Genomic DNA, 21,455 nt, shown 5'->3' on the forward strand with positions numbered 1-21,455 from the left:
TCATCTATCATTATTTGTATACACGGGGCATTACTGGTTTCGACAGGACGATCAAACCGACCTTGTGATTCAGGCCGAGAGTGAGCCTCCTCTCGAAAATCAAAGGTTCAAAAAAAATGTAAGTGCGAACAACGTCGTACCTTTCGCTCGCGTTAAAGCCGCTGTTGCTTAATAACGAATACCTCCTATAGGTTCGAGCACTCACGGTTTGACTCCGTTAAGGACTGTGGGTTAAACCCCAACGGATGCTTCGGTTAAGCGTTCTCTGGTAGCTTAACTGAAAAAGACTCTACTAGAGAATCCTACCGTCAGGGATAAGTGACGGTTCCCGCCCTAAGGATTAGAGGGGCTATGTCTGTGAACGAGCAGGGCGTAAATAGTCGTTTTGGACATGGGTTCGATTCCCATATGCTCCATTTTCAGTAAACCCTAGTCTAGTAGCTATCGCGCGACATTACTCGATACGATAGCTACACCCAATTACTCAAATATTACTCACAATCCATTCCTAGCACAGGATAATAATTCTGTCAACAGGATGATTACTCAGTCAACAAGCACAACTTAGTCAATCTGTCAAATATCCATACCTCCCCCCAACCAGACACCGATAGGTTAACTCCCTTGTGATACCCGTCAATGGCAAGCCTATCGGTTCGTACCTCACCATTGACTGCTATCACGTCGGTCGTTTCCCCAAAGAGTGTTTGTTCCGGTTGGGGGGAGGATATGTTTCAAAATCAACCACGACAACAGCAGAAGATAATTCCCCAAGCTATCAATGTACAAAGATATCAGACCGCCTTTCCGTGGACTAGACCTATAGGGGAAACTATGTGCGATCGCTGTAGTGATTGTCTATGGGGTCAAGCCATGATTGTTACTGGGGAGATTCTTGGGAGTGCGATCGCAAAACCTGAATCATCTCCTGCCGGAACTAACCCGACACCCCTAAACATCTTTACTACTGGCGGAGACTATCGAGATGTGAACCGATACCAACATAATCACCTTACCCAAAAATCTTAGCCGTCTATTGTAGGTAATTTAGTTAGGGGTGTTATGTGGACATGATAGGGTGAGTATTCATATACTCTCGCTTTCGTAGCGAATTATCGTAACGAAAACCTAAAAATATGCAGACACCCCTACAGTCAGAAACCATAGGGGGCCATTTTAGGATATTGGGTTATGGGTTAGGTGCTAGGTAGGCTACTAGGGCTTGCGCCAATCATCAGCATTCGGGGTATCTTTACGGTTAGGGTTTGGGTGATTGTTACTTGATTTACAGATGATTTTGTCAAAAGAGCCTTTAATAAAATCAAGTAAAATACGCAACACCTCGCTGTTATAGTCAAGTTTTGACTCAATAATCTTATCTTCCCTAAGTATCGCATAAGTCGAAAATATAATTATAGTTATCAATAAAGCTAATTCAGCAATTATTATATTCATTGTGTTAATATCCAAAAATAAAGAGTGAACCATTTTATCCGTTCTAACGGGTCAAATACCGCATAAAAGTTACTATATGGGGGTGATTCAATTATTTGATATTCATTAAGCCAGACAATCTCACGCTTAACCATCATATTTTGTTTAACGTCATTATATGCGTAAAATTTTAACCAACCCGCCATTTTCCAATAAGTGGAAACCTGGTCAGCATCAAATAATATTCTAACAAATTTACTGCCCGATATATCTGGTAATCGCTTACTCCCGTGTGGGGTATCATCCTCATTGATAAAATATTGGTTGTAAGTCAAAAACCATTTATTCTCTGATATATCGTAGTTGTTAGGCATATTATTAAGTTATCCAGTGAGTAGGTCTAATAGTTTGAAGACTAGATTCTGTTATATGGGTTAATCCACTAACGTCTATTGATAGCGGACTCCAGGGAAAATAAATATTGATATCATCCTCACACGATAATAAATCCCAACTTACACCGTTATAACCACTATCTGTAAAGTGAGTTACTAGATATATTTCGTTATTAGATTGAGAAATATAACAGCGTAATCCTGCTACAGACGGGCTAAATGTGTGGGCTTGATGATGTGTAGAGAAATTAATCGACATAGTACCAACGGTTGATATTCTGTAAAACAATAAAATCGGAATAACACCTAAATAACCAAGATTAGCGACAATTATATCGCCTTTTATCCAACCACGAGTGTCGCTAGAATTAACTGTTATTTTACAGGCTTGGTTCCAGTCTGGCATAACTGCGAGAAGCATCAAAAAAACCGCCAACATATTTTTTGATTTTAAAATTGCCAACCGGACTACTACTTCTGTCATTAAAAATAATATTTCTTGTGGCGATATCTCCATTAACGTCTAACTCTGTTTGTGGTGTTGTGTTTGCAATTCCTAGGCGGGAATCTCCAGTTAATACCATCATCGTTGTTCCGCCAAGTCCCGAGGCAAACGTGCTGTCATGGTGAATTCCACGCTTAAACCAAGCAAAATGCTGCCCCGTCCTACAATAATATGTACTATTTTGTATACCTATCCCGTACAGGGGACTACCAGCGACAGTAGTCCCCCATAGGGTTATCATTTGCCTCGTGGTACTACCAAAACTAATAGTACCTAAAAATACTTTATTGTCTTGTATTGTTTGGTCTCCGGTCAAATTAACTGTTTCCGACAAGGTAGCGGGTTTGTCTGTAATATTATCCCATGATAAATCAGTTAATTTAATTAAATCAGTGTTTGAGTCAATAACGGCTTGTATCCTTTCATTAGTTAAATAAAGGTTAACTTCACCCTCTGGTAAGTTATCAGTTGATTGCCCAAATCTACTGGAATAAATATTAAAGTTAGTCATAAATTAAGTCCTATTTAATAGGGGGAAATCCCCCCATATCATTTAATCAACAGTTATAAACTCAACTACAGTTACCGAAATATCTGCGACAGATTCACTGATTGCTTGTAGTTCACTAGCGCCAATAGTGAGCATAACAGTATCACCCGGCTTAACGGAAAATGCTGCATCAGCGATAGCGGTTCCCGTTGGGTCTAAAATTAGGTGAACGGGTACAGCAGACCGATTTTTGATAAATACATTACGTCCGTTTGTTGTGGCATTTACTGCTACCAACTCGGCAACCGTATTAGCCGTTAAACTAATAGAAGTTGTAGTAGGTGTGCCCGGTATTTTAGCCGTAATATTGAGAGTGTCTAAATTTAAAACACTACTGTAAACTGAGAAACTCATAATTGATTACCTGGTAAATAATTCCATTATAGTCGGTTAATAAGTGATTGTCTGTTCTAATCCAACAATCTGCGAAACGCTGTCTTCTGTTACCCCATAAATACTAGCGGTAGATTTTAACTCATCATCCCAAGCTGTATTAGGTGGTAGCCATAAGCATTGACCTGGTACACAATTGCTGATGTGTCCGTGACTAAACCAGACCCCAACACTACCTGCGTTCTGTAGGTGTAAGCGATATCTGTAAGTATTAGCAGCACGGATTAGGGTGGGTGTATTGCCTACTGAAATCCCAAAATTTTCGGGTTGGGTTAGTGATGGTGTTTTCGGTAATGTATCTAGTTGATATTCTGCCATTCCAAAAATATTAACCGAATCATTATTATGTAATTGATTCAGACATCTAGCTTTTAACACGGAATGTGAATCTATAGCTAACCCTTCTGTCTGATTGGTAATCAATTCGATTAATAAATTTTCGGTATGGATTCCCCCATAATAAGGGAGTTTTACGATACCTAGATTTAACCCGTTTTCTGTGGCTAGGTTCCAATAAAATATCTGTAAGTCTATAGAACCTTGTAATACGTCTTTTTTCTTTTCCCATCTTTGGTAATAACTATCTTCTGGGTAAATCTTGGGCACTTGTGACTGATTGATACTAGGGATATAACACCTAGCATTTAAACTAGAAACATAGGCGTAAGCAGTAATATAGTAACGAAATCTATCAGTTATCAAACCTTCTAAAATTGCGCCATTAAATAACTCTACAGCGTTATTCCAGTTACTAGCGTTAATTTCCTGCGTGATGTTTTGTAGCCCTCTCATTCTGTTGCGATGTGTATAGATTTTGGTATAATCATAACATAAATAGCAACGGTAAATGCTTATGGCTGGGGTAGGCGCAGCGTCTGGGATAATAGCAAAAAAAGCTGGTAGGTTTGTTGCTAGGCGGGCAGCAGTCCGATTAGGCAGAAAAATTGCTAGGGATGTAGCAAAAAATCAGTTTGATGTTGAAAATTCCTGGGAAGAAAAATTTGAAAATGAATATACCGAAAATTATGAGGATTTAGAAGATGGTAGGAAACGGAAAAATTTTGATGTCAAGATAGAATATAGGGTTGGCTTTGGTGATTTTGGCGATAATAGCCCACATCACGAAGGCGAAGTTAAGTTAGGCGTTGGGAAAAATGGCGGTAGGCGGCTGGGGGTTTCTTCAAGTAATAGAAGAGGTCCTGGCGGGATGTCGTGGGGATTAGGTGTTAGCTTTGGAAGTAGCATAGATACGGGTGATAAAATAGACGATGAAGAGGGAAGAGATATCGACGATGATATCGACGACGACGACGATGATGATGATGATGGTGGCAAATGGATTGTTATAGATGATGAGCCTGACCCAGAAACCGGGAGAGGCAAAAAAGGTAGTAAAGGTTCTGATTTATTACCTGAAAATTGTAACGGTTGTTTAGTTGTTTTACAGCATAGTTATTATAAAGTAACCGGTGAATATCCTAGGGAGCCGGAGAAAAATGGTGGATATATTACAATTCGGACGGAAGATGTATCACGAGCAGACGGGGCAGATTATTTAATTGTAAAGCACACTACTAATGATGATATTCGATATTCAGAACCATTCTCATGGGTACCCGGTGCGTCTAGCGATGTTCCTTTTATTACCTTTATGGGCATGACATCAGACGATAATTCACACCCTCCCTCATATGATAGGATTTTCCCTAGAAGAAACGCTCGCGCAATATTTGTAACAGGCCGACCCAAACAATTACTAGAGACAATAGAAACCTGGAAAGGTATAATTCGACCTAATCGAAGATATACCGAAATAGATGAGCACGGTATTTTACATAGACCCAATGATACTTACTGGATATTCATACCACCATCAGCATCTATAGAAACAACACAGATAAATCATTACGGCAAAAATCATAGGTGGGAAGGGGAAGTGTACAGTATTGTTAATATAGTACATAGGTGGGGGTGGGAATGGAAATGGTTTAGTAATGAGTGTGGAGATATTCAGTGGTATTTTCCTAAAACTAAAAAAAGAAAAATTTGGATACCAGATATGAAAGATGAATGTTGCGGAATGATTAGAAGGATTTATGAGTTTTTGGACCCTGAATCCTTTCCGGCTGAAATGCCAGAAAAAATAACAGTTAATGCAGATAATCCAGAAAACAGAATTAAACAAATAAATACATTGCCAGAGTGGCTGATGTACAGGTTTGACATTGATGATGAGAGATGGGGTGAGTTTGAGGTTAAGGTGGAAATTGATGATGTAAACTTAATGACAAAAGAAGAGGAGAAAGCCGAAATCAAGTTACCTAATCTAGCCGAGTCAATTGCTGAGATATTTGGGATAGTAATGGAAATTGCTATTAGCCATCAGGTTACACAAAACGCTGTTTTAACAGCATTAAACGAGGCGGGTTTAGCTCATGCGGCGGCATATGCAGCGTCTAAAGGCATAATATTAGTTTCCTTTTTTCTAAATTATCTAAACTAGGGTAGGTAGAGTGATGATATTAACACCTACCCAATATCTATTAATCAACAAACAGCTCGGCTGCTGATACGTCAATAGAACCATCTACAGGGTCTAAAACATCATCGCTAGGGATTGACATGGAGACACTGATAAGACCTGTAGCCATATTGCGGGTGTAACTCGTAATAACGGTTGCGCCATTAGGATTGTTTGCTGCGAGAGATTGCATACGTTGGGTTTGTTCAACCAGTTCTAGTAGTTGATTTTCCATCGTGGTAGCATTTAGCGTTTTAGGTGCAGCCATAGTTTTATTTTTACTCAATTCGATATTTAGACTATAGCAGTATATTCGCTGATTGGGTGGCTTGTGTTTAATGAGTGAAATGCTACATATATGTAGCTTCTTTTAAGTCAAATACAAACAGCACGTTACCAATGCCAACATTACAGCGAAAGTCCGATAATTAGGTTGATGTTGGGGGTTTGTTTCCTGTTTTCAGTTCTAATGACGTTCTGGTAGCTTTCCTGATAGCATCGTCAACCCAGGTTGGTTTTTTCTCAAAGTGTAGGGGTATTTTGGCTTTTGCTTTTCTGGGGTCCTGATACATTGCTAATACGCTACCTTCACCTAAATCAATTTTCGCTTGTTCAAATTTATCGATTAACTCCCAGTTAAGTATTTTCACTTCACTGATATACATTCTACTTTCTTTAATTCTTTTCACATTTTCCCTACCGCCAAAACCTTTCCTCTCCTCAAACGTAATAGGATAAACTATTTTAGCGTTAGTTAAATCAACCAATTCTTTACACAAAGCTTCAGCTTCATTTTTACTTGATTCATTGACAAAAAATGAGAATTTTCTGCCATTACTCATAGTACAGGTAACTTTAATATTGCCTTTAGTAAATGCTGATTTACTGGGTTGGGTAAATATCTTTTGTAATCTATCCCAAGTGATTTTATGCCTATCAACTGATGGTAATTCTATTTGAGTTTTTTGTAATTTTGACCGTCTATCTTTAGTCCAATATGGTGGCTTTTCGTAGTTGTATAAAATAAAGGTTAACTGTATTTTAAGGTTAGCTGATGTGCTAACTTCCTGGAAATCGCCTGACCCCATAAATTGACCTATATCTCTATTTCCTAGTATTTCAGTTTGGGCTAATGTGTTTGCAATATTTTCCTGTAAATTCCTTAAAGATGATACGATTCTGAATCTCTCACCACCATTCTCTACCACGGCGTTAACTAATTGTTGCTGTCTATTTTCCTCTATTCTTTGCAGTGCAATATACTCATCTAAACCTTGAGCAACTAAGATGATAGATTCTTTGCAACTATCGCTAAATTCATCCCAGAATTCTTCAGAACTATCTTGATTCCAAATAGTGTTTATATTGCCGTCATATTCTTCTGGCAATTTTTCCCTAGCCTCTCTCCTTTGTTTTCCAAAACTCCACTCTTCACCTTTCTCGTTACCCCACTTTTCAATTGTTGACTTACCACCAGGAACCATTTCCACGATAGCGTTAGCGGCTACTGACGGACTTTTGTCTAAAAATAATTTTATGGCTCTCCTGCCGTGTTTAAATAGTGACCATGCTATTGCTTTCATAGTCATATTAAACGATTGTTTTAAGTATGAGCCAAACGCTGTAGATACCTCCATCAACATCTCAGGACCTTTGCTTAAAGCGACGTGCATAGCTGCAGCTTTATTGATAAAAGCGAGACCGGCTACCGGTAACACTCCGCAGACTAACTTGCCAGCCATATTGCCTAAAAAACCTGCAGTGGTGCTTATAAATTGTCTTTTGATGTTAAGGATATTTTTATCGATATCCGAATCAGAGATATTCCAGTTAAAATTCCAGAAAGAATCCCAACTAGATGTAATAAATTGCGCTACCTTCTCAAAACTAAATGCGGATAGAAACTTAGTGAATCCCTCCCATAACCAACCCCCAAAACTTTTGCCCCATTCGGCGACCTTACCGGTAACTTTCGCCCAAAATTTACCAAACCATCCCATCTCCTGGGTAGACGTTCTACGGGATAGATTAACCTGCCTAACGCCATTTCTACCAATACCACTCCGGGTTTGCCGACTAGACAAACTGCGGGTGCTTCTCAACATTCTTGCACTTCTGGCTACCATTACAAAGTCCCTCTTAACGGATTATCACCATCAATCAATTCAGTTTCTATCTTGATATCAGGAAAGTCTTTTTTTAATAATTCCTGTACTTTGTTTGTTTCCTGTTCCCTGATATCGTCTTGTTTTTTCATTGAATCATATAACCGCGTTAAATCGGCTAATATATCCTTTGCTGGGTCATTACTGTTAACCTGTAAAGTACCTTGGGCGCGTACAATAGCAAATATTTCTTTAATCTGGTTTAATGTTGTTTGCAGTGTTTCCTTAGCATCCTTTTGATTTGTAATCTTAACTTTGCTTTCGTTAGGTTCTAACAGCTCCTCAAAAGATTCCGCCTCGGGGGTAAATGCTGTTTTAAGCGTCTCATATTTTTCTTCAGTAGCAAAGCCTAAATAGTCAATTATCTCCGACACTTCCCTACCTGCTTTAAACGCCGCCGCGTGAGCTAAGCCTGCTTCGTGTAATGCTGTTAAAACAGCGTTTTGTGTAACCTGATGGCTAATAGCAATTTCCATTACTATCCCAAATATCTCAGCAATTGACTCGGCTAGATTAGGTAACTTGATTTCGGCTTTCTCCTCTTCTTTTGTCATTAAGTTTACATCATCAATTTCCACCTTAACCTCAAACTCACCCCATCTCTCATCATCAATATCAAATCTGTACATCAGCCACTCTGGCAATGTATTTATTCGCTTGATTCTGTTGTCTGGATTATCCGCATTAACTGTTATTTTTTCTGGCATTTCGGCAGGGAAGGATTCAGGGTCCAAAAACTCATAAATCCGTCTAATCATTCCGCAACATTCTTCATTCATGTCTGGTATCCAAATTTTTCTTCTTTTGATTTTTCTTTTTTTAGTTTTAGGAAAATACCACTGAATATCTCCACATTCATTACTAAACCATTTCCATTCCCACCCCCACCTTCGTACTATATTAACAATACTGTACACTTCCCCTTCCCACCTATGATTTTTGCGGTAATGGCTTATCTCTGTTGTTTCAATGGATCCTGATGGTGGAACTTGTATCCAGTAATCATCAATAGGTCTATATAAAATACCATACTCGTCTATATAGGTATATCTTCGGTAAGGTCGAATGACACCCGTCCATGTTTCTATTGTCTCTAATAATTGTTTGGGGCGACTTGTTACAAATATTCCACCAGCGTATCTCCTGGGATAAATCTTAGAGTATGTAGGAGGATGTGAATTATCGTCTGATGTCATACCCCCCCAGTAATAATCGGGAACATCGCTAGATGCACCGGGTATCCACGAGAATGATGGTGAGCGTCGAATATCATCATTAGTAGTCTCCTCTACGATTAAATGATTTACCCCGTCTGCCCGTGATACATTGTCCGTCCGAATTGTAATATATCCACCATTTTTCTCCGGCTCCCTAGGATATTCACCGGTTACTTTATAATAACTATGCTGTAAAATAACTAAACAACCGTTACAATTTTCAGGTAATGAATCAGAACCTTTACTACCTTTTTTACCTCTCCCGGTTTCTGGGTCAGGCTCATCATCTATAACAATCCATTCGCCACCATCATCATCATCATCATCATCGTCGTCATCGACATCATCATCGATATCATCATCGATATCTCTCCCCTCCTCATCATCTATTTTATCGCCTGTATCTATGCTACTTCCAAAGCTAACACCTAATCCCCACGACATCCCGCCAGGACCTCTCCTATTACTCGAAGAAACCCCCAGTCGCCTACCGCCATTTTTCCCAACGCCTAATTTAACTTCGCCTTCGTGATGTGGGCTATTATCGCCAAAATCACCGAAGCCAACCCTATATTCTATCTTGACATCAAAATTTTTCCGTTTCCTGCCATCTTCTAAATCCTCATAATTTTCGGTATATTCATTTTCAAATTTTTCTTCCCAGGAATTTTCAACATCAAACTGATTTTTTGCTACGTCCCTAGCAACTTTTTTGCCTAATCGGATTGCTGCTCGCCTAGCAACAAACCTACCAGCTTTTTTTGCTATTATCCCAGACGCTGCGCCTACCCCAGCCATAAACATTTACCGTTGCTATTTATGTTATGATTATAGCAAAATTTATACACATCACAACAGAATGAGAGGGCTACAAAACATCACCCAGGAAATTAACGCTAGTAACTGGAATAACGCTGTAGAGTTATTTAATGGCGCAATTTTAGAAGGTTTGATAACTGATAGATTTCGTTATGATGTTACTGCTTACGCCTATGTTTCTAGTTTAAATGCTAGGTGTTATATCCCTAGTATCAATCAGTCACAAGTGCCCAAGATTTACCCAGAAGATAGTTATTACCAAAGATGGGAAAAGAAAAAAGATGTGTTACAAGGTTCTATAGACTTACAGATATTTTATTGGAACCTAGCCACAGAAAACGGGTTAAATCTAGGTATCGTAAAACTCCCTTATTATGGGGGAATCCATACCGAAAATTTATTAATCGAATTGATTACCAATCAAACAGAGGGATTAGCTATAGATTCACATTCCGTGTTAAAGGCTAGATGTCTAAATCAATTGCACAATAATGATTCGATTAATATTTTTGGAATGGCAGAATATCAGCTAGATACATTACCGAAAACACCATCACTAACTCAACCCGAAAATTTTGGGATTTCGGTAGGCAATACACCTACACTAATCCGTGCCGCCAATACTTACAGATATCGCTTACACCTACAGAACGCCGGTAACGTTGGGGTTTGGTTTAGTCACGGACACATCAGCAATTGTGTACCAGGTCAATGCTTATGGCTACCACCTAATACAGCTTGGGATGATGAGTTAAAATCTACCGCTAGTATTTATGGGGTAACAGAAGACAGCGTTTCGCAGATTGTTGGATTAGAACAGACAATCACTTATTAACCGACTATAATGGAATTATTTACCAGGTAATCAATTATGAGTTTCTCAGTTTACAGTAGTGTTTTAAATTTAGACACTCTCAATATTACGGCTAAAATACCGGGCACACCTACTACAACTTCTATTAGTTTAACGGCTAATACGGTTGCCGAGTTGGTAGCAGTAAATGCCACAACAAACGGACGTAATGTATTTATCAAAAATCGGTCTGCTGTACCCGTTCACCTAATTTTAGACCCAACGGGAACCGCTATCGCTGATGCAGCATTTTCCGTTAAGCCGGGTGATACTGTTATGCTCACTATTGGCGCTAGTGAACTACAAGCAATCAGTGAATCTGTCGCAGATATTTCGGTAACTGTAGTTGAGTTTATAACTGTTGATTAAATGATATGGGGGGATTTCCCCCTATTAAATAGGACTTAATTTATGACTAACTTTAATATTTATTCCAGTAGATTTGGGCAATCAACTGATAACTTACCAGAGGGTGAAGTTAACCTTTATTTAACTAATGAAAGGATACAAGCCGTTATTGACTCAAACACTGATTTAATTAAATTAACTGATTTATCATGGGATAATATTACAGACAAACCCGCTACCTTGTCGGAAACAGTTAATTTGACCGGAGACCAAACAATACAAGACAATAAAGTATTTTTAGGTACTATTAGTTTTGGTAGTACCACGAGGCAAATGATAACCCTATGGGGGACTACTGTCGCTGGTAGTCCCCTGTACGGGATAGGTATACAAAATAGTACATATTATTGTAGGACGGGGCAGCATTTTGCTTGGTTTAAGCGTGGAATTCACCATGACAGCACGTTTGCCTCGGGACTTGGCGGAACAACGATGATGGTATTAACTGGAGATTCCCGCCTAGGAATTGCAAACACAACACCACAAACAGAGTTAGACGTTAATGGAGATATCGCCACAAGAAATATTATTTTTAATGACAGAAGTAGTAGTCCGGTTGGCAATTTTAAAATCAAAAAATATGTTGGCGGTTTTTTTGATGCTTCTGCAGTTATGCCAGACTGGAACCAAGCCTGTAAAATAACAGTTAATTCTAGCGACACTCGTGGTTGGATAAAAGGCGATATAATTGTCGCTAATCTTGGTTATTTAGGTGTTATTCCGATTTTATTGTTTTACAGAATATCAACCGTTGGTACTATGTCGATTAATTTCTCTACACATCATCAAGCCCACACATTTAGCCCGTCTGTAGCAGGATTACGCTGTTATATTTCTCAATCTAATAACGAAATATATCTAGTAACTCACTTTACAGATAGTGGTTATAACGGTGTAAGTTGGGATTTATTATCGTGTGAGGATGATATCAATATTTATTTTCCCTGGAGTCCGCTATCAATAGACGTTAGTGGATTAACCCATATAACAGAATCTAGTCTTCAAACTATTAGACCTACTCACTGGATAACTTAATAATATGCCTAACAACTACGATATATCAGAGAATAAATGGTTTTTGACTTACAACCAATATTTTATCAATGAGGATGATACCCCACACGGGAGTAAGCGATTACCAGATATATCGGGCAGTAAATTTGTTAGAATATTATTTGATGCTGACCAGGTTTCCACTTATTGGAAAATGGCGGGTTGGTTAAAATTTTACGCATATAATGACGTTAAACAAAATATGATGGTTAAGCGTGAGATTGTCTGGCTTAATGAATATCAAATAATTGAATCACCCCCATATAGTAACTTTTATGCGGTATTTGACCCGTTAGAACGGATAAAATGGTTCACTCTTTATTTTTGGATATTAACACAATGAATATAATAATTGCTGAATTAGCTTTATTGATAACTATAATTATATTTTCGACTTATGCGATACTTAGGGAAGATAAGATTATTGAGTCAAAACTTGACTATAACAGCGAGGTGTTGCGTATTTTACTTGATTTTATTAAAGGCTCTTTTGACAAAATCATCTGTAAATCAAGTAACAATCACCCAAACCCTAACCGTAAAGATACCCCGAATGCTGATGATTGGCGCAAGCCCTAGTAGCCTACCTAGCACCTAACCCATAACCCAATATCCTAAAATGGCCCCCTATGGTTTCTGACTGTAGGGGTGTCTGCATATTTTTAGGTTTTCGTTACGATAATTCGCTACGAAAGCGAGAGTATATGAATACTCACCCTATCATGTCCACATAACACCCCTAACTAAATTACCTACAATAGACGGCTAAGATTTTTGGGTAAGGTGATTATGTTGGTATCGGTTCACATCTCGATAGTCTCCGCCAGTAGTAAAGATGTTTAGGGGTGTCGGGTTAGTTCCGGCAGGAGATGATTCAGGTTTTGCGATCGCACTCCCAAGAATCTCCCCAGTAACAATCATGGCTTGACCCCATAGACAATCACTACAGCGATCGCACATAGGTTTACCTATAGGTATAGTCCGCGAAAAATAACCTAACTATCAATGTACAAAGATAGATTGAGGGATTATCCTTTAGTGCTGTAGTGGTTGATTTTGAGAAACATACCCTCCCCCCAACCGGAACAGACATCTTAGGGGAAACGACCGATGTGATAGCAGTCAATGGTGAGGCACGAACCGATAGGCTTGCCATTGACGGGTATCACAAGGGAGTTAACCTATCGCGTGTCTGGTTAGGGGGGAGTATGGCTATTTGACAGATTAATTAAGTTGTGCTTGTTGATTGAGTAATCATCCTGTTGACAGAATTATTATCCTGTGCTAGGAATGGATTGTGAGTAATATCTGAGTAATTGGGTGTAGCTATCGTTTTGAGTAATATCGCGCGATAGCTACTAGACTAGGGGTTACAGAAAATGGAGCATATGGGAATCGAAGCTGTTGCATAGCCTATAACCCCTATTCTACCGTCACTTAGGTATTACTCAAAACCACAACAGGATCTATCAATTTGTAGCCATAAAATAACCCCTAGGAGTTTAATCTAGGGGTATTAACTTATGAGATTGTAGTGGGTAAATTAATCTATCTGATAAATTACCCTGAGAAACAATTTAGCCTCGGGGCTATCAATATCAACCCCCAAAGCAGTCAACCTTTCCAGGGCTACGTTTAACGGTACGGGTAGTTTAGCCACCCCTTTTAAAACTTCCAATGTCGCGTCAATCCCCTCGGTTTTATAACTGGATGCGTTAACCATTGCGCTATGGCCCATCATTCTAGCGCGTAATTCTATAGGCACCCCATATTTTTCACCTAACAGGTTGTACAACCTACGGAAAGCATATTTCTGAGTTACCGGACACCCCATAGCTTTAATATGTTTGCTGAATGCTACATTAAAACCCGCAGCTACAGTCCTAGGCTGGCTTCCCTCTCTGGGAGTATACTCTGGTAGTAGCGGTCGATTTAATTCCAAAAAATTAAACATCTCAGGACTAGGGATTGGTGCTATAATCCGTCCCCCGGTCTTAATACTTACCTTCCTGCCTTCTCCGTCGGTAAAGTAGGCGTAGTCACCTAACACTAAGTAATTATCCTGATTATCGAGGTCCGATAATGCTTTGATAACTACACCATCTTCTGTTACATAAGGTTTGGTCAAATTAATAGCGGCTGCTATCTCAGTAGGTCTTAACCCATACATTACTGCCATACCAGTAACCCACAACCAACTGTGACGGATTTCACTTATTCTATGGCTTTTAATGGTGTAGGCTTCCTGTTTGGCGCTGTACCACCATTCTTTAAAAGCATCGATACCTATGCGTTGTTTAACCGTAAATCGTGTTTGTTTGGGATTAATAGGCTCTAATTGCTTTAGCATGTGGTCTTTATTGGGTGATTTTTTGGCGATGGCTTTCAGGATGTAGTAACGTTCTTTGAATGTTTTGGACCCTATCAATTCCTCTCCATTCTGTAAGGGAGTGTACAGCATAGTTTTAAAACTCTCCCAAGTGGGGTAATCATCCCAATTAGGGAACTGTTCAAAAAATATCCATTTAGTCCGATGGTATGATGATAAATCACTGACGATATCACGGGAGCGCTTCCTTCCTGTGTTGCGGTTGTACCCGGCAAAATACTCATCTTCTAGTTGTTGGAATATCTCCCGGTAGGTTATCAGGTTATCCTCAATCTGATTCTTTCCTAGGATAGTTGCATCATACCAGTCCCAAAATTCACTAGCGCTACTGATAGTTCCCAGAGCCTCCGCCACTAACTTAGCTTTTTTAACTCCGTCTATCACACCTTGGGGTGTACACTCAAGATTAGCCGTTTTGGGTAGTCGTTTCCCGGTAGGCGGTTGTTTGAACTGCAGTAGCAGATTGTACCTGGTCCCGGACTTCTGTAGCTTGAGAGTCACTCCCTTGGGACATTCCCCCTTAAAGTCTTGGTAGGCTTTCAGAAATCTATCGTAACTCTCGTCATAATTGCCCTTTCCCCCTACGGTAGGGGTGTTAGCAGTGTTACTCATTTTTTACTCACTTGTTACTCTATTGTGGTTTTGAGTAACACCCAAGTAACGGTAGAATAGGGGTTATAGCCTTTAAACCAGGTTCGATTCCCATATGCTCCATTTTCTGTAAAACTTTATCCTGACTGCGATAACCGGGAAAAACTTAACCCGGTTATCGCATTTTTAAAAACTATTTCACTATTTCCGGTTAACCTTAGCCAGAATAGGCTTTTAGTGGAGAATAGGGGGGTCGAACCCACCATAAAAGCTATAACCCTTACTCTACCGTCACACTGATGCACTCGAAAGCGATCGCATTATTAGGAGTGAGTGTAAAATGAGTACAAGTACAAACAGTACGCACAGCGGTATATATCAAGGTTTTCAAGATATCCTTGAGTTTTTCAACTTATCCCGCCAACAATGTCCCAAGGGTGTCAGGATTAAGCGTAACCGGGGGACAATCCAACTAGACATCACCACTGACCCGGAAACTGGGGGACGTAAGCAACGGGGCTGTAATTGCCAATTTACTCCAGAGGGTATCCGCAAGGCTGTAGACAAGGCTTGGTTAGTCCATAAATCCCTTGATGGACAATTTCAGTCAGTATCTGAATGGCTGGACTGGTACAAGGCTACTATCCTTGATGAATCCAAAGTTCCCATGGAAAACGACTTAATCACCTATCGTCAAGTGTTTAAAGAAATGGAGGATGATTACTTTAATGGGGTACACAAGAACACTAAGCGGAAACGTTCCCGTGATATGGCTAGTGACCAAAGTTCATTTAAACGCTGTTTTCTTACTGTGTTTAACAAAGTCACAGACTGGGATGTTTATGTTAGCTGGGAGGGTAGAAAAGAAGCGTTATATAGCCCGTTACAAGATGGCAGTAGTCCGGTAGGTCATAAAATATTCAAAGACAGATACTACCGACTAAGACAGGTAGCGGAACGTGCTCGATGCAAGAAAGCACTAGAGAAGATGGAAAAGATTGACCCTACCCAGACAGTATTTGCTGAATCCCAAAGTATAGACTTGGATACCTTGCTAGGCTTGCTAGACAAGGAACGTAACACTGATTATGGACGGTTGACAGACAATAATGCTCGTGATGGTTGGTGTTGGGTGTCAGCAATGTGTGCTTTATATGGATTGAGACCATCAGAGATTGCAGCAGGACAAAACTTAACCAAGGATATCACGGTTGACGGCATAACGTTCCCCGCGATAAGTGACTCCAATAACATTGAGTTAGTGTTAGTGATTGGTGAGTTTACTTGCTTTGGTAGTAGCACCAAAACAGGTCAAAGGTTAGCAATACCAATGTCAAAAGACAAGGCTTTGATTAACCGTCTAGGGATTCATAACGTCTGTTTACCTATTACTGAACCTAAGAACCCAACGGGCTTTAATCGTAACCACAGACAATGGTTAACTAACCATAATTGGGGATTCACCCAAGCATTAGCTTTCCGATATCTAGCCAACCAACTGGGAGAGATGAACGGGATACCACAGGAAATCAGGGCGCGTTCGTTTGGTCACTCGGTAACGGTTAATGACAGCAAGTACAAAAAACGTCGCAACCTTGCCACAGAGTTAGGTATCCTGACACGACATCAAAAGCAGCCATTACCGCTAGATATGGCAAAGCAAGCACTAACCAATCATGGTATCAATCCAGACTTGCCAGAGATTAAGGCAATTCTTAGGGTAATATATCAGCTTGATGATTAACCCTCAATAAATCGACAACACAACACCCCCTGGGCTACGTGATAGCAGTCAAGGGTGACGTTAGGAACCGATAGGCTTGCCATTGACGGGTATCACAAGGGAACTACCCTATCAGCGTCCGGCTATGGGGGTGATATGGGTATTTGACATATTGATTAAGTTGTGCTTATTGATTAACCCGTCAATGATTAAGATTTGTTGCTAGGGGATGTGCACTAATTGTCCCGTGTGCTAAGACTGAATGGAGTGCATTTTGAGTGTAACGGTACGACTATCGGGTTGAGTGTTTCCCGGTTATCGTAGCCAGAATAGGCTTTTAAGCGATATGGAGAATAGGGGGGTCGAACCCCTGACCTCTGCGGTGCGATCGCAGCACTCTACCAACTGAGCTAATTCCCCAAGTATAGAGAGAGATAGGACACAACCGCTGATTATAACATCAACCGGGTTCTGATAGTGCAACTTCTCCAGAGATTCCCAAAATCCTCTCTAACTCCAAGTCCTGGAGATAGTCCACACACCAATCAGCGCGACGCTGTAGCATATGGAAAGGATAAGTATGGGCTACCCCCACGACAGGAATACCCGCGCGTTTCGCCGCCTCAATACCAGCAAAAGTATCCTCTATCGCTAAACACTCTTCCGGCTGCAAATTCAAGGTCTCATCAGCGGAATTTAGCCTTTGTAGCGCCAATAAATAGCCATCAGGTTCTGGCTTGCTGGTGGTAATATCATCCCCAGCGACAATGACGGAAAAATAATCAATCAACCCCGCGCGAGTCAAAACTAACTCAACTTCGTTTCTAATAGCGCCGGTAACTAGGGCGATTTTCAAATTCGCCGCCTGAATGCGCGTAATTAGTTCCCGCAACCCATCATATAGGGGTAGGTCTGACATAGCATTTAACCGCTGTTGATAGGCTTGTGCTTTCCGCGCGATCAGGTTTTCTAGCTCCTCAGAAGTTACCACTCTGCCGTATAATGAGAGTAAATCCTGTAAACAGGCGCGATCGCTTCTTCCTAAGCAAACCTCACGAATTTTCTCTGGTTTCACCCGCAGATTTTCAGCTACCAATAATTCCTCGATTAACTGTTCATGGATCGATTCATCATTGATAATTACACCATTAAAATCAAACAGAACAGCCTTTAAACTCATACCAAGTTAATGGATAATGGACAAATGTTATCTATGGGAATTATTAATTAATAATTATTAATTAATAATTATCTATGGGAATTTAGATTGACAGCAGAACCCGCCCCTACATGATAACCAATTATTGATTGATATGGGGTGGGTTGGGGCGGGTTTACCAGTTTTATCTGTGGGAATTTAGATTGACAGCAGAACCCGCCCCTACATGATAACCAATTATTGATTGATATGGGGTGGGTTGGGGCGGGTTTACCAGTTTTATCTGTGGGAATTTAGATTGACAGCAGAACCCGCCCCTACATGATAACCAATTATTGATTGATATGGGGTGGGTTGGGGCGGGTTTACCAGTTTTATCTGTGGGAATTTAGATTGACAGCAGAACCCGCCCCTACATGATAACCAATTATTGATTGATATGGGGTGGGTTGGGGCGGGTTTACCAGTTTTATCTGTGGGAATTTAGATTGACAGCGCAACCCGCCCCTACCAAAGTATTAATTATCTTAGGCTGGGGCAGGAAATGGGTTATGATTGGGCTGTTGTTCCCATTGTGAATTGATGTTGGGGGAATGGTTAATCATCGGTTTTAGAGCCTACGGTAACTTGATTTATCCACCATATATCCTCCGATCGCACTTTCGCAAAACCCGCCGCCCCAAGAGTTGCATCAACGCTTCCGGTGGCATAATCTTTGAGATAGGGTTCCTCAAAAATTTCGGTTAGCCAGGGGTTTTGGCGTAAGATTTTCTGATGACCGTCAAGAATCATTACTTCTCCCCCGGCTTTCAGAAGTCGGAAAGCCTCCCGCGCTATGGCTATGGCTATTTCTGGGGGGGTTTCATGGAAAAGTAGAGAAGCGGAAACTAAGTCAAAAGATTGAGGTTCAAAGCGATCGCTTTCTTCTGCTAAACCATGATAGAATTTGATATCTAAGCCGGCTTGTTTGGCTTTAGTTTCCGCCACCGCCAACATATAGGGAGATAAGTCTAAGCCGATCACTTCGGCATTAGGAAAGGTTTGTTTTAATAGTAGGGTAGTTGAACCTGTGCCGCACCCTAGGTCTAATATGCGTCTAGGTTTAACGGTAATGGTATCAATAGCTTCTTGGCGGACCCAGGTTTCATTGGGGGGAATGGCGTATTGGGTAATGGGGTCGTAGGTGAGGGCGGCGCTTTTATTCAGGTATCCTCCCTCGATACCGTGAAAGTCTTGGGTTTGGTAATATTGGGGATAGACGAGGTTGGGGTCAGTGAGGCGATCGCACACTGATTCCCAATCGATACTTTTGTCCAAGTTATCGATCGCTTCTCGGTCTACAAATAATTTTAACACGGGCGCTAAATAGCGCTCAAAAATTGTATCCTGACGTGGCATGACTGCGACCTGATTTTGGGCAAAGCTGCCGCCATTATAACTAATTTTTTCCCGATTGAAAAGGTTTTAGGACCGTTCAGGAGCGGCGATTTTCTCATTTAACGCACGGCGGGCGATTTTGGTGACATAGACTGTGACGGCTACGGTGGCTACAAGTCCCACGCCATAGAGTATCCACTCCCCTGTTGTGCGCGATCGCTCAGTTCCCAGGGTGGCTAAACTACCCGCAATAGATCCAATATACACATACATGACTGTTCCTGGCATCATACCTATCCAGGAAGCCAGAAAATAATCTTTTAGGGAAACTTTGGTTAAGCCCAAACTATAATTTAGCAGGTTAAACGGAAAGATGGGCGACAGGCGCAGGAGTCCTACGATTTTCCAGCCTTCCTTCCCTACTGCATTATCGATCGCTTGGAATTTTGCCTGACCTGCGATTTTTGCCGATACCCAACCCCTAGCTAAATATCGTCCGATTAAAAAAGCACAAATAGCCCCCAAAGTTGAGGCGATCGATACATAAACAGAACCCCAAATTACCCCGAAGACAAAACCCGCACCTAGGGTTAATATCGAACCAGGTAAAAAGGCAACAGTTGCCACAATATATAGGAGCATAAATACTCCCGCCCCCCAGCCGCCTAAGCTGTCTATCCACTCGATCGCATTTCTTAATATATCTTGAATTGCCAACATTTTTGCCAAACTCACCTTATAACTTATCCGCTAATTAGCCAGGAATTATCATTGATTTTTATTGACAAATTCCCGGCTTTATGGTAGGCAATAGTCAAGGGTATGAGCCTAAACTAGCCCCAAAATCATCATGTTAAAGCACCTCCACAACTCGAACCGCAGCCCGCAGTACAACCATAGCAATATGCTTCAGTGTGGACGGTTTCAATGATATCTAAACTGTCAGCTTCCAGAAGTGTTTGAACTGTGATATTTTGACCATCAGGGGTTCTGGCGGGTCGATTTTCCATCTGGTTAAAATCACAGTCGTAGACATTTCCCAGATAATCAATTGATAATTCATTCCGACACATGAGATTTTCCACGGTATCAGGATTATAGTTATCCGCCAAAAAATCTAAGTATTTATCGTGGAGTTTTTGACGCTGTAAAAATAACTTAGTGCGACCTATGGGAAGGTTGGTAATAGTGAGAAGTTGATTAAACTCAATATCGAATTTCTCTCGCAGATAGACCTTATAGGCTTGTTGTAGGTTTTCCTGTTGGGGGGGGAGGGAAAAGCTGTCTGAGGTGGGTAAAGCTGGGTTATAGACTAGATCTAAAATGAGATCCGGCGCGTGACCATATCCTAGCTGGTTGAGTTTTTGAATGGCGGCGATCGAGTCTTGATAGACCCCTGAACCTCTCATGCGATCGACATTATCTTGCAAATAGCAAGGTAAAGATGCTATAATCCTGAGTTGGTGGTGGCTACAGTAGGCGGGGATATCCTCAAATCCCTTAACAAAATAAATAGTTAAGTTGGAACGGACAATTACTTGTTTATTGAGGGATTTCGCTACTTCTACTAATGGCTTAAAACCATAATTCATTTCGGGAGCCCCACCAGTTAAATCTACCGTTTCAATTTGTGGAAAACGCCGAATTAACTCAATTAATTGTTCACAAATTTCTGGGGTTAATTCTTCGGTGCGTCGGGGACCAGCTTCTACATGACAATGAGTACAGGCGAGGTTACAGCGTTTTCCTAGATTAATCTGTAAAACACTAATCGAGTTTTTGGTTAGAGGGGATTTAATTCTTTGGTGAAATGGTGCGATCGTGGTCTGAATCATTATTAATTGGCTATGTCTGTACTATGATTATCAGTTATTGTAACAACTATCTAGCTAAAATTACCCGG

General features: G+C 40.6%; 23 protein-coding genes, 1 tRNA gene and 1 other RNA gene. 9 read left to right on the forward strand and 16 right to left on the reverse strand.

Features of this window, described 5'->3' with window-relative positions; all coding sequences use genetic code 11:
- Nucleotides 1-24 precede the first annotated feature (24 nt).
- Together ssrA and NLZ44_RS00975 are read left to right on the forward strand one after the other, a co-directional pair.
- Nucleotides 25-419, forward strand: a transfer-messenger RNA (tmRNA) gene (gene ssrA / locus NLZ44_RS00970).
- A 310-nt stretch (nucleotides 420-729) separates the two neighbouring features.
- Nucleotides 730-1,029, forward strand: a complete 300-nt coding sequence (locus tag NLZ44_RS00975) for a hypothetical protein (protein WP_493751588.1) — start codon at nucleotides 730-732, stop codon at nucleotides 1,027-1,029.
- A 186-nt stretch (nucleotides 1,030-1,215) separates the two neighbouring features.
- Here the strand turns inward: NLZ44_RS00975 and NLZ44_RS00980 are convergent, their stop codons facing one another.
- The 6 genes from NLZ44_RS00980 to NLZ44_RS01005 are packed head-to-tail and all read right to left on the reverse strand — an operon-like array spanning nucleotide 1,216 to nucleotide 4,069.
- Entirely contained in the window at nucleotides 1,216-1,455 is a 240-nt protein-coding gene (locus tag NLZ44_RS00980; protein WP_493751589.1) for a hypothetical protein, read from the reverse strand.
- Nucleotides 1,452-1,808, reverse strand: a complete 357-nt coding sequence (locus NLZ44_RS00985) for a hypothetical protein (protein ID WP_369299725.1) — start codon at nucleotides 1,806-1,808, stop codon at nucleotides 1,452-1,454. The genes NLZ44_RS00980 and NLZ44_RS00985 overlap by 4 nt, the downstream gene beginning before the upstream one ends.
- 4 nt (nucleotides 1,809-1,812) lie before the next feature.
- Entirely contained in the window at nucleotides 1,813-2,235 is a 423-nt protein-coding gene (locus NLZ44_RS00990; RefSeq protein ID WP_493751590.1) for a hypothetical protein, read from the reverse strand.
- Entirely contained in the window at nucleotides 2,210-2,845 is a 636-nt protein-coding gene (locus NLZ44_RS00995; RefSeq protein ID WP_493753079.1) for a hypothetical protein, read from the reverse strand. The genes NLZ44_RS00990 and NLZ44_RS00995 overlap by 26 nt, the downstream gene beginning before the upstream one ends.
- A gap of 42 nt (nucleotides 2,846-2,887) precedes the next feature.
- Nucleotides 2,888-3,238 carry a hypothetical protein gene (locus NLZ44_RS01000; RefSeq protein WP_493751591.1) on the reverse strand — a complete coding sequence of 117 codons (351 nt, stop codon included), beginning with the start codon at nucleotides 3,236-3,238 and terminating at the stop codon, nucleotides 2,888-2,890.
- Between the two features lie 36 nt (nucleotides 3,239-3,274).
- Entirely contained in the window at nucleotides 3,275-4,069 is a 795-nt protein-coding gene (locus NLZ44_RS01005; RefSeq protein WP_493751592.1) for a hypothetical protein, read from the reverse strand.
- A gap of 61 nt (nucleotides 4,070-4,130) precedes the next feature.
- On the opposite strand from NLZ44_RS01005, the gene NLZ44_RS01010 reads away from it, so the two are divergent.
- Nucleotides 4,131-5,780: a hypothetical protein gene (locus NLZ44_RS01010; protein ID WP_493751593.1), complete on the forward strand. Its 1,650-nt coding sequence runs from the start codon at nucleotides 4,131-4,133 to the stop codon at nucleotides 5,778-5,780.
- A 40-nt stretch (nucleotides 5,781-5,820) separates the two neighbouring features.
- Here the strand turns inward: NLZ44_RS01010 and NLZ44_RS01015 are convergent, their stop codons facing one another.
- The 3 genes from NLZ44_RS01015 to NLZ44_RS01025 all read right to left on the reverse strand — a co-directional run bounded on the left by NLZ44_RS01015 (nucleotide 5,821) and on the right by NLZ44_RS01025 (nucleotide 9,978).
- Nucleotides 5,821-6,066, reverse strand: coding sequence for a hypothetical protein (locus NLZ44_RS01015; RefSeq protein ID WP_493751594.1), 246 nt, complete (start codon nucleotides 6,064-6,066; stop codon nucleotides 5,821-5,823).
- Between the two features lie 160 nt (nucleotides 6,067-6,226).
- Nucleotides 6,227-7,882 carry a hypothetical protein gene (locus NLZ44_RS01020; RefSeq protein WP_493751595.1) on the reverse strand — a complete coding sequence of 552 codons (1,656 nt, stop codon included), beginning with the start codon at nucleotides 7,880-7,882 and terminating at the stop codon, nucleotides 6,227-6,229.
- A gap of 41 nt (nucleotides 7,883-7,923) precedes the next feature.
- Nucleotides 7,924-9,978, reverse strand: coding sequence for a hypothetical protein (locus tag NLZ44_RS01025; RefSeq protein WP_493751596.1), 2,055 nt, complete (start codon nucleotides 9,976-9,978; stop codon nucleotides 7,924-7,926).
- A gap of 61 nt (nucleotides 9,979-10,039) precedes the next feature.
- Here NLZ44_RS01025 and NLZ44_RS01030 point away from each other — a divergent pair, with 61 nt between their 5' ends.
- Genes NLZ44_RS01030 through NLZ44_RS01050 form a run of 5 tightly spaced genes read left to right on the forward strand, consistent with a single transcriptional unit; the run spans nucleotide 10,040 to nucleotide 12,892 of the window.
- A complete protein-coding gene (locus NLZ44_RS01030; protein ID WP_493751597.1) occupies nucleotides 10,040-10,834 on the forward strand; it encodes a hypothetical protein in 795 nt (264 codons plus the stop codon).
- Between the two features lie 36 nt (nucleotides 10,835-10,870).
- Entirely contained in the window at nucleotides 10,871-11,221 is a 351-nt protein-coding gene (locus NLZ44_RS01035; RefSeq protein ID WP_493751591.1) for a hypothetical protein, read from the forward strand.
- A 42-nt stretch (nucleotides 11,222-11,263) separates the two neighbouring features.
- Nucleotides 11,264-12,295: a hypothetical protein gene (locus NLZ44_RS01040; RefSeq protein ID WP_493751598.1), complete on the forward strand. Its 1,032-nt coding sequence runs from the start codon at nucleotides 11,264-11,266 to the stop codon at nucleotides 12,293-12,295.
- A 4-nt stretch (nucleotides 12,296-12,299) separates the two neighbouring features.
- Nucleotides 12,300-12,656, forward strand: coding sequence for a hypothetical protein (locus NLZ44_RS01045; protein WP_369299725.1), 357 nt, complete (start codon nucleotides 12,300-12,302; stop codon nucleotides 12,654-12,656).
- Entirely contained in the window at nucleotides 12,653-12,892 is a 240-nt protein-coding gene (locus NLZ44_RS01050; protein WP_493751589.1) for a hypothetical protein, read from the forward strand. The genes NLZ44_RS01045 and NLZ44_RS01050 overlap by 4 nt, the downstream gene beginning before the upstream one ends.
- A gap of 186 nt (nucleotides 12,893-13,078) precedes the next feature.
- Here the strand turns inward: NLZ44_RS01050 and NLZ44_RS01055 are convergent, their stop codons facing one another.
- Together NLZ44_RS01055 and NLZ44_RS01060 are read right to left on the reverse strand one after the other, a co-directional pair.
- The gene (locus NLZ44_RS01055) at nucleotides 13,079-13,273 is read right to left on the reverse strand and encodes a hypothetical protein (protein WP_493751599.1); all 195 of its coding nucleotides are present in this window, start codon (nucleotides 13,271-13,273) and stop codon (nucleotides 13,079-13,081) included.
- 583 nt (nucleotides 13,274-13,856) lie between these two features.
- Nucleotides 13,857-15,314: a recombinase gene (locus tag NLZ44_RS01060; RefSeq protein WP_493751600.1), complete on the reverse strand. Its 1,458-nt coding sequence runs from the start codon at nucleotides 15,312-15,314 to the stop codon at nucleotides 13,857-13,859.
- 319 nt (nucleotides 15,315-15,633) lie between these two features.
- On the opposite strand from NLZ44_RS01060, the gene NLZ44_RS01065 reads away from it, so the two are divergent.
- Entirely contained in the window at nucleotides 15,634-17,037 is a 1,404-nt protein-coding gene (locus NLZ44_RS01065) for a site-specific integrase (RefSeq protein WP_493751601.1), read from the forward strand.
- Between the two features lie 326 nt (nucleotides 17,038-17,363).
- Here the strand turns inward: NLZ44_RS01065 and NLZ44_RS01070 are convergent.
- The 5 genes from NLZ44_RS01070 to arsS form a co-directional block, all read right to left on the reverse strand.
- A tRNA-Ala gene (locus tag NLZ44_RS01070) sits at nucleotides 17,364-17,436 on the reverse strand.
- A gap of 40 nt (nucleotides 17,437-17,476) precedes the next feature.
- The gene (locus tag NLZ44_RS01075) at nucleotides 17,477-18,196 is read right to left on the reverse strand and encodes an HAD family hydrolase (RefSeq protein ID WP_493751602.1); all 720 of its coding nucleotides are present in this window, start codon (nucleotides 18,194-18,196) and stop codon (nucleotides 17,477-17,479) included.
- Between the two features lie 576 nt (nucleotides 18,197-18,772).
- On the reverse strand, nucleotides 18,773-19,573 hold the full coding sequence (locus tag NLZ44_RS01080; protein WP_493751603.1) for a class I SAM-dependent methyltransferase: 801 nt from the start codon (nucleotides 19,571-19,573) through the stop codon (nucleotides 18,773-18,775).
- Between the two features lie 66 nt (nucleotides 19,574-19,639).
- The gene (locus NLZ44_RS01085) at nucleotides 19,640-20,272 is read right to left on the reverse strand and encodes a TVP38/TMEM64 family protein (protein ID WP_493751604.1); all 633 of its coding nucleotides are present in this window, start codon (nucleotides 20,270-20,272) and stop codon (nucleotides 19,640-19,642) included.
- A 128-nt stretch (nucleotides 20,273-20,400) separates the two neighbouring features.
- Nucleotides 20,401-21,387, reverse strand: coding sequence for an arsenosugar biosynthesis radical SAM (seleno)protein ArsS (arsS, locus tag NLZ44_RS01090; protein WP_493751605.1), 987 nt, complete (start codon nucleotides 21,385-21,387; stop codon nucleotides 20,401-20,403).
- Nucleotides 21,388-21,455: the final 68 nt, after the last annotated feature.

The organism is Arthrospira sp. PCC 9901, assembly GCF_059013425.1.

What these genes read in the sequence shown, in the direction of transcription:
- NLZ44_RS00975 (WP_493751588.1), top strand. Translation starts at nt 730, where the DNA reads ATGTTTCAAAATCAACCACGACAACAGCAGAAGATAATTCCCCAAGCT.
- NLZ44_RS00980 (WP_493751589.1), bottom strand. Translation starts at nt 1,455, where the DNA reads ATGAATATAATAATTGCTGAATTAGCTTTATTGATAACTATAATTATA.
- NLZ44_RS00985 (WP_369299725.1), bottom strand. Translation starts at nt 1,808, where the DNA reads ATGCCTAACAACTACGATATATCAGAGAATAAATGGTTTTTGACTTAC.
- NLZ44_RS00990 (WP_493751590.1), bottom strand. Translation starts at nt 2,235, where the DNA reads ATGCCAGACTGGAACCAAGCCTGTAAAATAACAGTTAATTCTAGCGAC.
- NLZ44_RS00995 (WP_493753079.1), bottom strand. Translation starts at nt 2,845, where the DNA reads ATGACTAACTTTAATATTTATTCCAGTAGATTTGGGCAATCAACTGAT.
- NLZ44_RS01000 (WP_493751591.1), bottom strand. Translation starts at nt 3,238, where the DNA reads ATGAGTTTCTCAGTTTACAGTAGTGTTTTAAATTTAGACACTCTCAAT.
- NLZ44_RS01005 (WP_493751592.1), bottom strand. Translation starts at nt 4,069, where the DNA reads ATGAGAGGGCTACAAAACATCACGCAGGAAATTAACGCTAGTAACTGG.
- NLZ44_RS01010 (WP_493751593.1), top strand. Translation starts at nt 4,131, where the DNA reads ATGGCTGGGGTAGGCGCAGCGTCTGGGATAATAGCAAAAAAAGCTGGT.
- NLZ44_RS01015 (WP_493751594.1), bottom strand. Translation starts at nt 6,066, where the DNA reads ATGGCTGCACCTAAAACGCTAAATGCTACCACGATGGAAAATCAACTA.
- NLZ44_RS01025 (WP_493751596.1), bottom strand. Translation starts at nt 9,978, where the DNA reads ATGGCTGGGGTAGGCGCAGCGTCTGGGATAATAGCAAAAAAAGCTGGT.
- NLZ44_RS01030 (WP_493751597.1), top strand. Translation starts at nt 10,040, where the DNA reads ATGAGAGGGCTACAAAACATCACCCAGGAAATTAACGCTAGTAACTGG.
- NLZ44_RS01035 (WP_493751591.1), top strand. Translation starts at nt 10,871, where the DNA reads ATGAGTTTCTCAGTTTACAGTAGTGTTTTAAATTTAGACACTCTCAAT.
- NLZ44_RS01040 (WP_493751598.1), top strand. Translation starts at nt 11,264, where the DNA reads ATGACTAACTTTAATATTTATTCCAGTAGATTTGGGCAATCAACTGAT.
- NLZ44_RS01045 (WP_369299725.1), top strand. Translation starts at nt 12,300, where the DNA reads ATGCCTAACAACTACGATATATCAGAGAATAAATGGTTTTTGACTTAC.
- NLZ44_RS01050 (WP_493751589.1), top strand. Translation starts at nt 12,653, where the DNA reads ATGAATATAATAATTGCTGAATTAGCTTTATTGATAACTATAATTATA.
- NLZ44_RS01055 (WP_493751599.1), bottom strand. Translation starts at nt 13,273, where the DNA reads ATGTGCGATCGCTGTAGTGATTGTCTATGGGGTCAAGCCATGATTGTT.
- NLZ44_RS01060 (WP_493751600.1), bottom strand. Translation starts at nt 15,314, where the DNA reads ATGAGTAACACTGCTAACACCCCTACCGTAGGGGGAAAGGGCAATTAT.
- NLZ44_RS01065 (WP_493751601.1), top strand. Translation starts at nt 15,634, where the DNA reads ATGAGTACAAGTACAAACAGTACGCACAGCGGTATATATCAAGGTTTT.
- NLZ44_RS01075 (WP_493751602.1), bottom strand. Translation starts at nt 18,196, where the DNA reads ATGAGTTTAAAGGCTGTTCTGTTTGATTTTAATGGTGTAATTATCAAT.
- NLZ44_RS01080 (WP_493751603.1), bottom strand. Translation starts at nt 19,573, where the DNA reads ATGCCACGTCAGGATACAATTTTTGAGCGCTATTTAGCGCCCGTGTTA.
- NLZ44_RS01085 (WP_493751604.1), bottom strand. Translation starts at nt 20,272, where the DNA reads ATGTTGGCAATTCAAGATATATTAAGAAATGCGATCGAGTGGATAGAC.
- arsS (WP_493751605.1), bottom strand. Translation starts at nt 21,387, where the DNA reads ATGATTCAGACCACGATCGCACCATTTCACCAAAGAATTAAATCCCCT.